Source organism: Pseudomonas sp. I2, assembly GCF_040984075.1.
Taxonomy (GTDB): domain Bacteria; phylum Pseudomonadota; class Gammaproteobacteria; order Pseudomonadales; family Pseudomonadaceae; genus Aquipseudomonas; species Aquipseudomonas guariconensis_B.
In genome coordinates, this window is sequence record NZ_JBCGFQ010000037.1 from 37,981 (window position 1) to 53,955 (window position 15,975).

General features: G+C 66.1%; 13 protein-coding genes. 9 read left to right on the forward strand and 4 right to left on the reverse strand.

Translation table 11 applies throughout. The features are described from left to right. Positions 1-6 precede the first annotated feature (6 nt). The 9 genes from algG to WCE05_RS18595 all read left to right on the forward strand — a co-directional run bounded on the left by algG (position 7) and on the right by WCE05_RS18595 (position 10,589). Positions 7-1,560: a mannuronan 5-epimerase AlgG gene (gene algG, locus WCE05_RS18555; protein WP_368816281.1), complete on the forward strand. Its 1,554-nt coding sequence runs from the start codon at positions 7-9 to the stop codon at positions 1,558-1,560. A 13-nt stretch (positions 1,561-1,573) separates the two neighbouring features. Then, positions 1,574-3,016, forward strand: a complete 1,443-nt coding sequence (locus WCE05_RS18560) for an alginate O-acetyltransferase (protein ID WP_225789443.1) — start codon at positions 1,574-1,576, stop codon at positions 3,014-3,016. Between the two features lie 7 nt (positions 3,017-3,023). Beyond that, a complete protein-coding gene (locus WCE05_RS18565; RefSeq protein WP_225789444.1) occupies positions 3,024-4,127 on the forward strand; it encodes a mannuronate-specific alginate lyase in 1,104 nt (367 codons plus the stop codon). Between the two features lie 178 nt (positions 4,128-4,305). After that, on the forward strand, positions 4,306-5,763 hold the full coding sequence (locus WCE05_RS18570) for an MBOAT family protein (RefSeq protein ID WP_368816282.1): 1,458 nt from the start codon (positions 4,306-4,308) through the stop codon (positions 5,761-5,763). Between the two features lie 10 nt (positions 5,764-5,773). Further along, positions 5,774-6,931 (forward strand): alginate O-acetyltransferase, encoded by a 1,158-nt coding sequence (locus WCE05_RS18575; RefSeq protein WP_225789446.1) that lies wholly within the window; start codon positions 5,774-5,776, stop codon positions 6,929-6,931. 13 nt (positions 6,932-6,944) lie between these two features. Beyond that, positions 6,945-7,592 carry an alginate O-acetyltransferase AlgF gene (locus WCE05_RS18580; protein WP_368816283.1) on the forward strand — a complete coding sequence of 216 codons (648 nt, stop codon included), beginning with the start codon at positions 6,945-6,947 and terminating at the stop codon, positions 7,590-7,592. A gap of 33 nt (positions 7,593-7,625) precedes the next feature. Further along, positions 7,626-9,080: a mannose-1-phosphate guanylyltransferase/mannose-6-phosphate isomerase gene (locus WCE05_RS18585; protein ID WP_225789448.1), complete on the forward strand. Its 1,455-nt coding sequence runs from the start codon at positions 7,626-7,628 to the stop codon at positions 9,078-9,080. Positions 9,081-9,222: 142 nt separating this feature from the next. Beyond that, the gene (locus WCE05_RS18590; protein WP_368816284.1) at positions 9,223-9,687 is read left to right on the forward strand and encodes a multidrug transporter; all 465 of its coding nucleotides are present in this window, start codon (positions 9,223-9,225) and stop codon (positions 9,685-9,687) included. 77 nt (positions 9,688-9,764) lie between these two features. Further along, positions 9,765-10,589 (forward strand): SDR family oxidoreductase, encoded by an 825-nt coding sequence (locus WCE05_RS18595; protein WP_368816285.1) that lies wholly within the window; start codon positions 9,765-9,767, stop codon positions 10,587-10,589. 73 nt (positions 10,590-10,662) lie between these two features. Here the strand turns inward: WCE05_RS18595 and WCE05_RS18600 are convergent, their stop codons facing one another. The 4 genes from WCE05_RS18600 to WCE05_RS18615 form a co-directional block, all read right to left on the reverse strand. Next, positions 10,663-12,111 carry an efflux transporter outer membrane subunit gene (locus tag WCE05_RS18600; RefSeq protein ID WP_368816286.1) on the reverse strand — a complete coding sequence of 483 codons (1,449 nt, stop codon included), beginning with the start codon at positions 12,109-12,111 and terminating at the stop codon, positions 10,663-10,665. Then, positions 12,108-13,169 carry an HlyD family secretion protein gene (locus WCE05_RS18605; protein ID WP_225789452.1) on the reverse strand — a complete coding sequence of 354 codons (1,062 nt, stop codon included), beginning with the start codon at positions 13,167-13,169 and terminating at the stop codon, positions 12,108-12,110. Before WCE05_RS18605 ends, WCE05_RS18600 begins: the two co-directional genes overlap by 4 nt. Positions 13,170-13,196: 27 nt before the next feature. After that, positions 13,197-14,735, reverse strand: coding sequence for an MFS transporter (locus WCE05_RS18610; RefSeq protein ID WP_368816287.1), 1,539 nt, complete (start codon positions 14,733-14,735; stop codon positions 13,197-13,199). Positions 14,736-14,890: 155 nt separating this feature from the next. Beyond that, positions 14,891-15,796: a LysR family transcriptional regulator gene (locus WCE05_RS18615; protein ID WP_368816288.1), complete on the reverse strand. Its 906-nt coding sequence runs from the start codon at positions 15,794-15,796 to the stop codon at positions 14,891-14,893. Between the last annotated feature and the right edge of the window lie 179 nt (positions 15,797-15,975).

Genomic DNA, 15,975 nt, shown 5'->3' on the forward strand with positions numbered 1-15,975 from the left:
ACCGACATGAACCTGAACCCGCAATTGCGCCACGGCCTGCTGGCCAGCGCCCTGCTCCTGGCGGGCAGCGGCCTGGCCCTGGCCGAGCCGGTGGCCAAGGAGCTGCAGCAGGCCAAGACCTACACGGTCTCCAGCGCGCCGGTCGAACCGCTGCACATGGCCCCGCCGAAGCTGCCCGACCTCTCTGGCTATACCGCCGAGGCGGTGCAGAAGAAGCTCGACCGCAGCCGCAAGGGCAAGGTCAGCGTGCGCCGTATGCTCCAGGAGGACACCCTCAAGGAGTTCATCGGCGGCGACAACAAGGGCGCCGAATGGGTCAGGCGCCAGCATGGCATTCCCCAGGCGATCTTCATCGACGACGGCCATGTCGACCTGCAGCAACTGAGCCGTCAGGTGCCCAGGCAGTACCTGCGCGAGACCGCCCCGGGCGTGTACCTGGCGCGCCTGCCGATCGTGGTCGGGCGCAAGGGCATCCTCGAGATCGACGGCAAGGTCAAGGAGTTGCGCCTGTCCCAGGAGGCCGGTTCGTTCCTGGTCAACGACGGCAAGCTGTTCGTCACCGACACCCAGGTCACCGCCTGGCGCGAGCAGGACAACGGCCCGGCCACCTTCCGCAAGCCCGACGAGTTCCGCCCCTTCCTACTGTCGTGGGGCGGCACCGAGACCTACATCGTCAACAGCAAGATGGCCAGCTTCGGCTACGCCAAGAGCAAGTCGTACGGCGTGAGCATCTCCCAGTACACGCCGAACATGGCCAAGCGCATGGGCCGCGCGGAACCCACCGGCTGGATCATCGGCTCGCAGTTCAGCGACATGTGGTACGGCTTCTACTGCTACGAAACCCAGGACTTCGTGATCAAGGACAGCACCTACCGCGACAACATCGTCTACGGCATCGACCCGCACGACCGCTCGCACCGCCTGATCATCGCCGGCAACACCGTGTACGGGACCAAGAAGAAGCACGGGATCATCGTCTCGCGCGAGGTCAACGACAGCTGGATCATCAACAACAAGAGCTACGACAACAAGCTCTCGGGCGTGGTGATCGACCGTAACAGCGTCAACAACCTGATCGCCTACAACGAGGTCTACCGCAACCACACCGACGGCATCACCCTGTACGAGAGCGGCGACAACCTGATCTGGGGCAACAAGCTGATCAACAACCGCCGCCACGGTATCCGCGTACGCAACAGCGTGAACATCCGCCTGTACGAGAACATCGCCATGGCCAACGGCCTGGTGGGTGTGTACGGGCACATCAAGGACCTCTCCGACACCGACCGCGACATCGCCCTCGACCCGTTCGACACCAAAGTCTCGCTGATCATCGTCGGTGGCGAGCTGGCAGCCAACGGCTCCGGCCCCCTGTCGATCGACTCGCCCCTGTCGGTGGAGCTGTACAAGGTCTCCATGCTCGCCCCGCGCAAGGCCAGCGGCATCAGCCTCAATGGCGTGCTGGGCGAGCGCCAGGACGAAATCCTCGACCTGCTGGTACGCCAGCAGAAGGCCGTGCTGATCGACCCGGTCGAACGCCAGACCGAAATGATCGATTAAGGAAGCCCCGACCATGACCCCACACCTGATGAAACTACTCGGCCTGTCCGCCGCCCTCCTGGCCATCAGCCAGGGCGTGCGCGCCGATGAGGTACAGGCCCCTGCCTTCACCGCCGAACCCTGCTGCCAGCTGTGCCCCGAGGCCCATGACGCCAGCCGCTACGTGACCCGTTACCAGCAGAACTTCACCACCCTGGTGCAGGCCCAGGGCGACTGGCTGTTCCGTACCCGCGAGGACCTGCGTACCGAGTTCGACACCACCCCGGCCGGCTACAAGCGCCTGCAGCAGGTACACGACGCCTTCGCCAAGCGCGGCATCGAGCTGGTGCTGGTGTACCAGCCGACCCGCGGCCTGGTGAACCGCAACATGCTCAACCCCCAGGAAAAGGCCGCCTTCGACTACCAGAAGGCCCTGCGCAACTACCAGGCCATGCTCCAGCGCTTCAGCAAGATGGGCTACAACGTCCCCGACCTGTCGCCGCTGACCAACGAGCAACTGGCCGCCGCCGACCAGGGCAAGGACTTCTACTTCCGTGGCGACCAGCACTGGACGCCCTACGGCGCCGAGCGCGCGGCGAAGATCGTGGCCGAGACCGTGCACAAGATGCCGGCCTTCGAAGGCATCCCGCGCAAGGAATTCGAGACCCACAAGTCCGGGCGCATGGGCAAGACCGGCACCCTGCACAATGTCGCCGGCCAACTGTGCGGCACCAGCTATGCGGTGCAGTACATGGACCAGTTCGCCACCGAGCCCAAGGGCGAGGCCGGCGGCGACGACCTGTTCGGCGATGGCGGCAATGCCCGGATCACCCTGGTCGGCACCAGCCACAGTGGCAAGAACTACAACTTCTCGGGCTTCCTGCAGCAGTACATCGGCGCCGACGTGCTCAACGTCGCCTTCCCCGGTGGCGGCCTGGAAGGCTCGATGATCCAGTACCTGGGCAGCGAGGAATTCAAGAGCAACCCGCCGAAGATCCTGATCTGGGAATTCTCCCCGCTCTACCGCCTGGACCAGGAAACCATCTGGCGGCAGATCCTCGCCCTGCTCGACGACGGCTGCGAAGGACGCCCGGCGCAGATGAGCGCCAGCACCTCGCTCAAGCCGGGCAAGAACGAGCTGATGGTCAATGGCAAGGGCGGCGTGATCAAGGACCTGGTCAACCGCAACCTGCAGATGGACATCCGCTTCGAGGACACCTCGGTCAAGACCCTGCAAGCCACCCTCTGGTACCTCAACGGCCGCCACGAGGACATCAAGATCGAAAAACCCGAGACCTCCGAGACCGACGGGCGCTTCGTCTTCCAGATGCGTGAGGACGAGGACTGGGCCAGCCAGAACCTGCTGGCCGTGGAAATCCAGGGCCCGGAAAGCGGCACGCAGAAGGTCGAGGCCAAGCTGTGCAAACGCAACGACTTCGCCGGCGCCGCGCAACACACTGCGCAGACCGGCCAGTGAGGCGACCATGACCCTTATCCCCAGAAAGACCGCCCCCGCCCTGCTCGCCCTGGCCCTGTTCGGCGGCGCCGCGCAGGCCGCGCTGGTGCCACCGCAGGGCTACTACGCCGGGATCGAGAAGCTCAAGACCGGCGACGGCAACTTCCGCTGCCAGGCGGCCCCCAAGCCGTATACCGGCGCCCTGCAATTTCGCAGCAAATACGAAGGCTCCGACAGCGCCCGGGCGACCCTCAACGTCGCCTCGGAGAAAGCCTTCCGCAAATCCACCGAGGACATCACCACCCTCGAGCGCGGCATCAGCAAGATGGTCGGCCAGTACATGCGCGACGGCCGCCCGGCCCAGCTCGACTGCACCCTGACCTGGCTCGGCACCTGGGCGCGCGCCAATGCGCTGATGTCGACCGACTACAACCACACCGGCAAGTCCATGCGCAAATGGGCCCTGGGCAGCATCAGCGGCGCCTGGCTGCGCCTGAAGTTCTCCAACTCCCAGCCACTGGCCGCGCACCAGGCCGAAGCCGAGCTGATCGACAAGTGGCTGGGCCGCCTGGCCGAACAGACCGTGCGCGACTGGAGCGACCTGCCGCTGGAGAAGATCAACAACCACAGCTACTGGGCCGCCTGGTCGGTGATGGCCACCGCCGTGGCCACCGACCGCCGCGACCTGTTCGACTGGGCGGTGCAGGAATACAAGGTCGGCGCCAACCAGGTCGATGCCCAGGGCTTCCTGCCCAACGAGCTCAAGCGCCGCCAGCGCGCCCTGGCCTACCACAACTATGCCCTGCCGCCGCTGGCGATGATCGCCAGCTTCGCCCAGGCCAACGGCGTCGACCTGCGTGGCGAGAACGACAACGCCCTGCAGCGCCTGGCGCAGAAAGTCCTGGCCGGTGCGAAGGACCCGAGCGCCTTCGCCTCGCGCAATGGCCAGAAGCAGGACATGAAGGACCTCAAGGTCGACAGCAAGTACGCCTGGCTCGAGCCGTACTGCAGCCTTTACCCATGCAGTGGCGACACCTTGCAGCGCAAGCGCGGAATGCAGCCGTTCAACAGCTTCCGGCTGGGGGGCGATGTGACACGGGTCTACGACCCGGGTGCGCAGTTGAAAAAGTAACACGACCCCTGTGGGAGCCGGCTTGCCGGCGATGGGCCGCAAAGCGGTCCCGACCAACGCTAGTTGCGTCGCCGGCAAGCCGGCTCCCACAGAGGTACCAGGTTGCCTTCCGGTCTTGCACCGGGGGGTTTGGGGGGCGCTTTGCCCTGGATGCTGTGAACAAATTAGGAGAACCGGGATGGTCTTCTCGTCAAACGTGTTCCTGTTCCTGTTCTTGCCGATCTTCCTCGGCCTGTACTACCTGAGCGGGCAACGCTATCGCAACCTGCTGCTGCTGGTCGCCAGCTATATCTTCTACGCCTGGTGGCGGGTGGACTTCCTCGCCCTGTTCGCCGGGGTCACCCTGTGGAACTACTGGATCGGCCTGAAGGTCGGCGCCGCCGGCGTGCGCACCAAGCCGGCACAGCGCTGGCTGCTGCTGGGCGTGGGCGTGGACCTGGCGATCCTCGGCTACTTCAAGTACGCCAATTTCGGCGTCGACAGCCTCAACGCCATCATCACCTCGTTTGGCCTGGAGCCGTTCATCCTCACCCACGTGCTGCTGCCGATCGGTATCTCGTTCTACATCTTCGAGTCGATCAGCTACATCATCGACGTGTACCGCGGCGACACCCCGGCCACGCGCAACCTGATCGACTTCGCGGCGTTCGTGGCGATCTTCCCGCACCTGATCGCCGGCCCCGTGCTGCGCTTCAAGGACCTGGTCGATCAGTTCAACAATCGCACCCACACCCTCGACAAGTTCTCCGAAGGCTGCTCCCGCTTCATGCAGGGCTTCATCAAGAAGGTGTTCATCGCCGACACCCTGGCGGTGGTCGCCGACCACTGCTTCGCCCTGCAGAACCCCACCACCGGCGATGCCTGGCTCGGCGCCCTGGCCTACACCGCGCAGCTGTACTTCGACTTCTCCGGCTACAGCGACATGGCCATCGGCCTGGGTCTGATGATGGGCTTTCGCTTCATGGAGAACTTCAAGCAGCCCTACATCAGCCAGTCGATCACCGAGTTCTGGCGGCGCTGGCACATCAGCCTGTCGACCTGGCTGCGCGACTACCTGTACATCACCCTGGGCGGCAACCGCAAAGGCACCTTCAACACCTACCGCAACCTGTTCTTGACCATGCTGTTGGGCGGTTTGTGGCATGGCGCCAACTTCACCTACATCATCTGGGGCGCCTGGCACGGCATGTGGCTGGCCATCGAACGTGCGCTGGGCCTGGACACCAACCCGCAGCGCTTCAACCCGGTCAAGTGGGCCTTCACCTTCCTGCTGGTGGTGACCGGCTGGGTGATCTTCCGCGCCGAGAACCTGGACGTGGCCGCGCGCATGTACGGCGCCATGTTCAGCTTCGGCGACTGGCAGTTGTCGGAGCTCAACCGTGCCCAGCTCACCGGGCTGCAAGTGGCGACCCTGGTGCTGGCCTACGCCACCCTGGCCTTCTTCGGCCTGCGCGACTTCTACCGCAATGCCGCACCGACGCCCAAGGCCACCCCGGTGCAGGTCAACGCCGACGGCTCGCTGGGCCTGGACTGGACCCGGGTCATGACCCGCGCCCTGGTCCTGCTGCTGTTCGTCGCCTCGGTGCTCAAGCTCTCGGCGCAGAGCTACTCGCCGTTCCTCTACTTCCAGTTCTGAGGTCATGATCATGAACCGGACACTGCGCATCACCTATTCCCTGTCGTTCCTCGGCCTGCTGGTCGGGCTCGGCGCATGGTCCGTCGGTGGCCTGGAGAGCTTCAACCGCACCGGGCAGATGACCCTGCTCGACGGCAAGCTGGCCAAGGCCGCCGAGACCCACTACGACGAACAGTTCCCGATCAAGCGCATCGGCACCAACCTGTGGGCGGCCCTGGACTTCAAGCTGTTCAACGAAGGCCGCCCGGGCGTGGTGTTGGGCCGTGAGCAGTGGCTGTTCACCGACGAGGAATTCAAGCCCAGCGCCGACGCCGAGCAACTGATGCAGGACAACCTGGCGCTGATCCGCGGCGTACGCGACACCCTGCAACGCCACGGCAGCCAACTGGTGCTGGCGATCGTGCCGGCCAAGGCGCGGATCTATGCCGAGTACCTGGGCAAGGAATTGCCGACCAGCCTGCACGATGACCTGTACAACCGCTTCCATGCCCAGGCCCGCCAGGCCGGCGTGTTCGCCCCCGACCTGCTGACCCCGATGGAACAGGCCAAGGCCCGCGGCCAGGTGTTCCTGCGCACCGACACCCACTGGACGCCCATGGGCGCCGAGGTCGCCGCGCAAACCCTGGCCGAGGCGGTGGCGCGCCAACACCTGCTCGATGGCGAGCCCCAGGCGTTCGTCACCCAGGCCGGCGACAGCGGCCCGTACAAGGGCGACCTGACCAACTTCCTACCCCTGGACCCGCTGTTCAGCGAGCTGCTGCCAGCCCCGGACAACCTGCAGCAACGCAGCACCCAGCCTGTCCAGGCCGAAGGCGAAAGCGGCGACGCCTTGTTCGCCGACACCCAGATCCCGGTGGCGCTGGTCGGTACCAGCTACAGCGCCAACCCGCACTGGAACTTCCTCGGCGCCCTGCAGCAAGCCTTGCGCAGCGACGTGGCCAACTACGCCGAAGACGGCCATGGCCCGCTGCTGCCGATGCTCAAGTACCTGCAGAGCGACGCCTTCAAGGACGCTGCCCCGCAAGTGGTGGTGTGGGAGTTCCCGGAACGCTATCTGCCAATGAAGAACGACCTCAGCGCCTTCGATCCGCAGTGGATCGCGCAGTTGAAGAACACCCGCAATACCGACGCAAACCTGGCCCTGTCGTCCAATCGGACGGACCACTGAAGAGGAAACGCACATGACCAACAAGCCTTCCATCGCCAAAGCACTCACCCTCGCGGCCGGCCTGTCCCTGGCCTCCCTGCAGGCCTTCGCCGGCGCCGACGCCGCGCTCTACGGCCCGAGCGCACCGAAAGGCTCGACCTTCGTGCGCCTGTACAACGCCAGCAACGCACCGGTCGCCGCCAGCGTGGGCAACACCCAGATCAAGCAGGTCGGCGCCCAGGCCAGCAGCGACTTCAGCTTCCTGCCTGGCGGTGACTACACCGCCCAGGTCGGCGGCAAGAGCGTCCCGGTCAAGCTGGCCTCGGACAAGTACTACACCCTGGTCAACAGCGCCAGCGGCAGCCCGCAGTTGATCGAGGAGCCGCCGTTCAAGAACAAGCAGAAGGCCCTGGTACGGGTACAGAACCTCAGCGACCAGTCGCTGACCCTCAAGACCGCCGACGGCAAGACCGAAGTGGTCAAGCCGGTGGCGGCCAAGGGCCGTGGCGAGCGCGAGATCAACCCGGTCAAGGTCAACCTCGCCCTCTACGAAGGCGACAAGAAAGTCAGCGACGTCAAGCCCGTCGCCCTCGAACGCGGCGAAGCGGCCGTGCTCTACGTCACCGGCTCCGGCAGCAGCCTGTCGCCGGTGTGGGTCACCCGTCCCGTGGCCAGCAACTGATCCCCTGCCTCTATCGACCTTTGGAGAAACATCATGATCCCGGTAATTCTTTCTGGTGGTAGCGGTTCCCGTCTGTGGCCCCTGTCGCGCAAGCAGTTCCCCAAGCAGTTCCTGGCGCTGACCGGTGAGCACACCCTGTTCCAGCAAACCCTCCAGCGCCTGGTGTTCGAAGGCATGGACGCCCCCATCGTGGTGTGCAACAAGGACCACAAGTTCATCGTCCAGGAGCAACTGTCCGGGCTGAACCTGCAGACCCAGGCCATCCTGATGGAGCCCTTCGGCCGCAACACCGCGCCGGCGGTGGCGATGACCGCGATGAAGCTGGTCAACGAAGGCCGCGACGAGCTCATGCTGGTGCTGCCAGCCGACCACGTGATCGAAGACCAGAAGGCCCTGCAACGCGCCCTGGCCCTGGCCACCGTGGCCGCCGAGCGCGGCGAGATGGTGCTGTTCGGCGTGCCGGCGACCAAGCCCGAGACCGGCTACGGCTACATCCGCTCCAGCCAGGACGCCCTGCTGCCCGAAGGCGTGGCGCGGGTCGCGCAGTTCGTCGAGAAGCCCGATGAGAAGCGCGCCAACGAATTCGTCCGCGCCGGTGGCTACTTCTGGAACAGCGGCATGTTCCTGTTCCGCGCCAGCCGCTTCCTCGAGGAGCTGAAGAAGCACGACCCAGACATCTACGACACCTGCCTGCTGGCCCTGGAGCGCAGCGTCGATGACGGCGACGTGCTGGCCATCGACGAGGCCACCTTCGCCTGCTGCCCGGACAACTCCATCGACTACGCCGTGATGGAGAAGACCCAGCGTGCCTGTGTGGTGCCGCTGACCGCCGGCTGGAGCGACGTGGGCTGCTGGTCGTCGCTGTGGGACGTGCACGAGAAGGACGCCAACGGCAACGTCACCAAGGGCGACGTGGTGGTGCAGGACAGCCGCAACTGCATGATCCACGGCAACGGCAAGCTGGTGTCGGTGATCGGCCTCGAGAACATCGTAGTGGTCGAGACCAAGGACGCCATGATGATCGCCCACAAGGACAAGGTCCAAGGCGTCAAGCAACTGGTCAACACCCTCGACCAGCAGGGCCGCAGCGAAACCCAGAACCACCTGGAGGTGTACCGCCCGTGGGGCTCGTACGATTCGGTGGACATGGGCGGGCGCTTCCAGGTCAAGCACATCACCGTCAAGCCAGGCGCCAGCCTGTCGCTGCAGATGCACCATCACCGCGCCGAGCACTGGATCGTGGTGTCCGGCACCGCCGAGGTGACCTGCGACGAGAACGTGTTCCTGCTCACCGAGAACCAGTCGACCTACATCCCCATCGCCTCGATCCACCGCCTGCGCAACCCGGGCAAGATCCCGCTGGAGATCATCGAGGTGCAGTCCGGCAGCTACCTGGGCGAGGATGACATCGAGCGCTTCGAGGATGTGTATGGGCGGACTTCGACGCCTGCCGAGCGGGGCGTTTCCGTGAAGACCATCGCCCAATAGCAGCTGCAAGCTACAAGAAAAAGCAGGGCAGCGGTGTGCCGACGATACTGGCCCTACCGCTGTCCTGCTTTTGCTTTTGCTTGAAGCTTGAAGCTTGCCGTTCCAAGATGTCCGAACCCAAGCACTCAAGGCCCCTATCCCAATGATCATCGGCGCCCTGCTCATTCTCACCTGGCTGGTCTTGCTGCTGCGCTACCCGGCCAAGGCCCTGCCGATTTCGCTGGCCGCCGTGTTCGGCCTGGGATTGGTGGCGTTGTGGGTGGTGTGGGAAGACAACCGTGAAGCCTCGCGACTGGCCCGACTGGACCTGCGACTGACCTACGCACCGGACAAATGCCCCGCCGACCGTGCCTTGCAGGTACGCATGAAGAACGGCAACGACGTCCCCCTGATCGAACTGCGCTGGCGTGTGGCCGCCTATGCCCCGGGCGATACCGTCAACCTCGCCGAAAACACCTACAACGCGCCCCGCTACCGCGGCCCCGGTGAGCTGCAGCCCGGTGCCGAATGGAGCGACTGCCTGCCCCTGCCACCGCTACGCTCCGGTTACCGGCCACAGACGCTGGAGTTCCGTGCCGAGCACCTGCAAGGTACATTCGCCAACTGAACAGGTTGTCGGTACCGCCGCGAATGGGCCGGCACTGACACACCACGGATCCACACGCCCACCACAAAGGCCTCCCCATGCCCACCGTCCTGATCACCGGTTGTTCCAGCGGCATCGGCCGCGCCCTGGCCGACACCTTTCGCGATGCCGGCCACGAAGTCTGGGCCACCGCCCGCAAGCCCGAAGACGTCGAACAACTGGCCGCCGCCGGCTTCGCCGCGCGGCAACTGGATGTCAACGACAGCGACGACCTGGCTCGCCTGGCCGAGGAGCTGGAAGACCGCTACGGCGGCCTGGACATCCTGATCAACAATGCCGGCTACGGCGCCATGGGGCCGCTGCTCGACGGCGGCGTCGATGCCATTCGCCAGCAGTTCGAGACCAACGTCTTCGCCCTGGTCGGCGTGACCCGTGCCCTGTTCTCGCTGTTGCGCCGCGCCCGTGGCCTGGTGGTGAACATCGGCAGCGTCTCCGGCGTGCTGGTCACCCCGTTCGCTGGTGCCTACTGTGCGTCCAAGGCTGCCGTGCATGCCTTGAGCGACACCCTGCGCCTGGAACTGGCACCGTTCGGCATCCGTGTGATGGAGGTGCAGCCGGGGGCGATCGCCTCGCAGTTCGCCAGCAATGCCCAGCGCCAGGCCGAGCAGGTGCTCGCCGTCGATTCGCCCTGGTGGCCGCTGCGCGAGCATGTCCAGGCGCGGGCCCGGGCATCCCAGGACAAGCCGACCTCGGCGGCAGCGTTCGCCAAGGGGTTGCTGGGTGCGACCCGCAAGGTGCCGACACCGGCCCTGGTGCGGCTGGGCAACGGCAGTACGGCGTTGCCACTGATGGCCCGCTGGCTGCCGCAGCGGCTACTGGACAAGGTGCTGCGCAAGCGGTTCGGATTGCTGCGACCGCTTTGAGACCGCGTCGCCCCATTGGCGAACCTGTGGAAGAACCCGTCAAGACGTTCAGCTCTGGGGCTGCTTCGCAGCCCTACACCTTCGGAGGTTGCTCGTCGAACGCCTGCCAGCCACCACCCAGGGCCTTGTACAACCCCACCAAGGCCTGGGACACTGCCGCCGAGCTGTCGATCCACTGCTCCTCGCTGGCCAGCAACGCCCCCTGCACGCTCAGCACATTGAGAAAATCCACAGCCCCTTCCACATACTGCCGCTGGGCCGTCTCCAGGGCGACGCGGTTCTGCCGCACCGCCTCGGCCAGGTGGTCGCGGCGCAACTGGCTGGCGTTGTACAGGCGCAGCACATCGTCGATCTCATGCCAGGCGCCCAGCACCACCTTGCGGTAGTTCAGCGCCGCCTCCTGCTGCTGGGCCTCGCGCAACTCGAGGGTGCCCTTCAACCGTCCGCCCTCGAAGATCGGCAACGACAGCTGCGGGCCGAAGGCGAAGCGCCGCGAGTCCCAGGCGCCGAAATCAGACAGCTGCATGGCCTGCAAGCCCACGCTGCCAGACAGGCGAATGCTCGGGTAGAAGTCGGCCTTGGCCACACCGATGCTCGCGGTGGCGGCATGTAGCCGCGCCTCGGCCTGGCGGATGTCCGGGCGCCGTTCGGCCAGCTCGGACGGCAAGCCGATGGCGAAGGCCTGCTGCGGCGCCGGCAACTCGCCCACGGCCAGCAATTCATCCTGCAGGCTGCGTGGCGGCTCAGCGGCGAGCAGGCTGAGGGCGTTGATCAGATCATCGCGCCGCGCCTCCAGGGTCGGCAGGCGCGCCTCGATCGAGGCCACCTGGGCACTGGCCTGGGCCACGTCCAGGCGCGTGGCGACACCCTCGGTCTGGCGGTCCTGGGACAGCTTCAGGCTGTGCTGGGCGACCTTGAGGTTGTCGCGGGTGACCTCCAGGGTGTGCTGCACCGCGCGCAACTGGATGTAGTCACCGGCGGTTTCAGCCAACAGCGCCAGAAGCACACCCCGACGGTCGCTCTCGGCCACTTCCACCGTGGCGTCGGCGGCCTCGACCTGACGCCGTACACGGCCCCACAGGTCCAGTTCCCAACCGGCGATCAGGTCGCCCTGCCAGAGGTTGAAGGCCGACTTGCCGGCCTTGCCGGACGGGTCGTTCAGGCCTTCGGCGCTATTGCGGGCGCGGCTGTAGTTGCCGTCGAGGTCCACCGACGGCGCCTCGTCGGCGGCCACGGTACTGCGCAGGGCGCGGCTCTGCAGCAGGCGCGCACTGGCCATCTGCAGGTCCAGGTTGCGCTCGGCGACGCGCTGGATCAGCGCGCTCAGGCGCGCATCGTGAAAGTTGTCCCACCAGCGCAACTCCACAGGTTCTGCCGTCGGCTGGCTGGCCGCCGCCTCGCCTTGCAAGGGCGCCCAGGCTTGCGGCGCCTGGCTGTCGGGGCGCTGGAAGTCCGGCCCGAGGGTGCAACCGGCCAGCAGCAGGGTCAGCAGCAGCGGGCTCAAGCGTGATGCCGGTTTCATCGCGCGGTGACCTCCTTGCCAGCGAGCCTGTCGCCGTGGGTGTCAATGGTCGCCTCCACCGACATGCCCACGCGCAGGCGCTCCAGCAGAGGCTGGCCGTCATCGAAGACGATCTTCACCGGGATGCGCTGGACCACCTTGGTGAAGTTGCCAGTGGCGTTGTCTGGCTTGACGGCGGCGAAGGTCACACCAGTGGCCGGGGCGATGCTCTCGACATGGCCGTGCAGTTGCTCGCCGGAGAAGGTATCGACGCTGATGCTGACCGGCTGGCCGGGTTGCACGTGGGTCAGCTGGGTCTCCTGGAAGTTGCCGACCACGTAGGCCCGCTGCAGCGGCACCACCGACAACAGGCGCGCCCCCGGGTTGACATAGGCACCGACCCGCAGGGCGCGCTCGCCGACCATACCGTCCACCGGCGCGGTGATGCGGGTGTAGGACAGGTCCAGTTGGGCCTTCTCCAGGCCTGCCTCGGCGCGCTTGAGCTGGCCGTCGGCGCTGGCCACCTGGGCGCTGAGGATGTCCACCTGTTTGCGCGCCGCTACCCGCGCCGCCTGGGCGTTGGCCAGGCGGGCACGGGCCTGGTCGACCCGGCTGCGCGCCTGCTGGGCGTTCTGCACGGTGCCGGCGCCCTGCTCGGCCAGGCGGCTGTAACGCTTGACCTCATGCTCGGCGAAGGCCATCTCGGCCTGGGCCGCCTTGACCGCCGCCTCGGCCTGGGCGATCAGCGCGGCCTGGCGCTCCAGGGTGGCGCGGGCATCGGCGCTCTGCGCCCTGGCCACCAGCAACTGGGCCTGGGCGGCGTCGAGGGCGGCCTGGTAGTCACGGGCATCGATGGTCGCCAGCAACTGGCCGGCCTTGACCTGCTGGTTGTCTTCCACCAGCACGTCCTTGATGAAGCCTGCGACCTTGGGTGCGACCACGGTGTAGTCGGCGGTCACGTAGGCATCGTTGGTGGTCTGCCGGTGGTCGCTACCCAGCAGCCAGGGCCCGACCAGGGCGGCCAGCACGGCCACGGCGAGCACCGAGCCGATCACGATAGTCTTGCGGTTGTTGGTCATTTCAGCAGTCTCGGATTCATCCCGGGATCAAGCCACCGCGCGCGGTGGATAGACCCGGGTAGGCACGAAAGGAATCAGGCAAATCAAGGCCACGGCGACGCCGGCCATCACCAGGTACAGGTCGGCCGAGGTCAGTACCAGGGCCTGTTCGTGGATGCGCTGGGCCAAGCCCGGAGCACGGTCGTCGAGCAGCGGTGCATTGCCCAGGCTGTCGACCAGGTGGTTGGAATGGAAATGCCGGCGCAGGGTGCCGAGGGCGTCCAGCAGGCCGGTGGCGATCACCGCGGCCAGGCCCTTGACGGTGTTGAACCAGGCCGAGGCGAACGGGCCTTCCTGCGGGGTCATGCCATTGGTGGAGAGCATCAGCAACGGCAGTACCGCCATCGGCTGGCCGAATACCTGCAGCAGGTAGAACACGTAGAAGTCGTCGCGGATCCACTCGCTGGTCAGCAGGCTGCTGCCCAGGCACGACAGCGCCAGCATGCCCAGGCCGGCCGCCAGTACCCAGCGGCAATCCACCGCGCGGATGTTGCACAGCGCCGCCGTGAGCGGCAGGGCGAGCAACTGCGGCATGGCCACCAGCATCATCAGCGGGCTGGTCTGCGCCGGACGATAGCCCTGGATCTGCGCCAGGTACGCCGACGGGATGCTCCCCACGCCCGACAGCACGACCAGCACCCCGGCCAGGGTCAGCAGGGCGAAGCTCAGGTTGCGTCGCGACAGCATGCGCAACTGGAAGAACGGCAGCGGCTCGGACCATTCGTTGAACAGGAACAGCACCAAGAGCAGCACGCCACCGCCGAGCAGCCAGCAGATCAGCGGCGAGTCGAACCAGCCCCAGCGATCCCCCAGCGACAGGCCAAGGACGATGCTGCTGATCGCTGGCAAGCCGAGCACCACGCCGCGCCAGTCGAACTGCTTGAAGCGCTCCAGACGCAGCGGGTCCTGGGGCAGGCCCCAGCCGACGCAGAACATGGCCAGGGCCGAGGGCAGGATGATCTGCCAGAACGCCCACTGCCAGCCGACATATTCGGTCCACAAGCCTGCCAGCGGCGTGCCCAGGTTGGGGCCGAAGGTGGCGGTCAGGGCGTAGCAGGCCAGGCCATAGACCTTGATACCCGGCGGCAGGAAACGCAGCGCCACGCTCATCAGCATCGGCGGCAATGCTCCCGACGCCAGGCCCTGGACGATACGCAGCAGCATCAGGCTATGCAGGTTCGGGGCGAAGGGTTGGAGCAGGCCGAGCACGGCGAACAGGCCGATGGCAGCCAGGGTGAAGCGGCGCAGGGAGAAGGTGGTGGCCAGCCACGGCGCAAAGGCCATGGCCGATACCGAGGCGGCGCTGTAGACCGCCAGCAGCCAGGCGCCCTCGTCGGCGCCGATGCCCATGGCGCCACGGATATCGGCCAGGGAAATCTTCGTCACCGACTCGTTGAGGCCGGCGCAGAGCACCGCCAGCAGCACACCGAACAGCCCGGCCACCACCCGCAGACCGAACGCGGCTTGCACCGGCGCAGCCGGCGCGGGGGCGGCGAGCGCGGCGGAAGGCGCGGACAGGGAACTCATGGGCAGACATCTCCAGCAACAATTTCAGGGGCTGGGAAAGTCTAAGAAGGTCGAATGCTGACGAAAACTGACTTATTGGCAGTTTTAAGTTGCGTCAGACGCAATCCATGGATCGTGTGTGCCTGCGAATGCGCCGGTACATCCATCGCAAGCCGTCAGGGATCGACGCTGCAGCAGGCCTTCAGCATCTGCCGCAACCAGCGATGCGCCGGATCGTTGTGAAACCGCGGGTGCCACGCCTGCACCACCGTCACCCGCTCCAGCGGCAACGGAATCTCGAACGAACGCAAGGGCAACCCAAGCTTGTTCACACTGCTCAGGATGTTGGCCGGCATCGGCAGGATCAGGTTCGACTCCGGCAGGGAGAACATCGCCGAATGAAAGCTCGGCGTGATCAGCGCGACCCGCCGTTGCACCTTGAAATTGGCCAGCTCCACATCGATCGGGCCATTGGCCCGGCCGCGTCGCGACACGCTGATCTGCGGGTAGGCGGCGAAGCGCTCGGGGGTGATCTCGTCGTCGAAGATCGGGTGATCGCGACGGGCCAGGCCCACGTAGACCGTATGGAACAGGCTTTGCACCTTGATCTCTGGCCCCAGGTCGATGGTCGAGCTGATGATCAGGTCGGTGCGCCCGTCGCGCAGCACCGCATCGTCGTCGCCCCCGCTTTCCGGCACGAAGCGCAGCACCGTGCGTGGTGCCTGCTCGTGCATCATGCGCAGCAACTGGGCGCCATAGAGCGCGATGAACAGGTCGTTGGTGCGGATGTTGAAGGCCCGTTCGAGGTTGGGCAGGTCCACGTCGTCGCCGCTGCGAAACACCTGCCCGGCCTGCTCCACCAGCGTCGCCACCTGCTCGCGCAGCGCCAGCGCCCGTGGCGTCGGTACCAGGCCACGGCCGGCGCGCACCAGGATCGGGTCGCCGAGGGCATCGCGGATCCGCCCCAGGGTCCGGCTCATGGCCGCCGGGCTCAGGTTCATGCGCTGGGCCGCGCCAACCACGCTGCCCTCGTCGAGCAGGGCATCGAGGGCGACGAGCAGGTTCATGTCTGGCAGTTGCATGGCCGTTATCCGTGACAGCTGTGGGAAAGTGATCTTATCAGGTCGGATGATTGCGTCTGGTGCAATGTCCCCGTGCACGGTGGGCTATTTATCAGACAGGTGAAAGGGTCAAGAATGGGGCCGGTACACCCGCCGTCGCCCCCAGCCTCTCCAAGGAACCTCCATGCCCCACCCGGTCC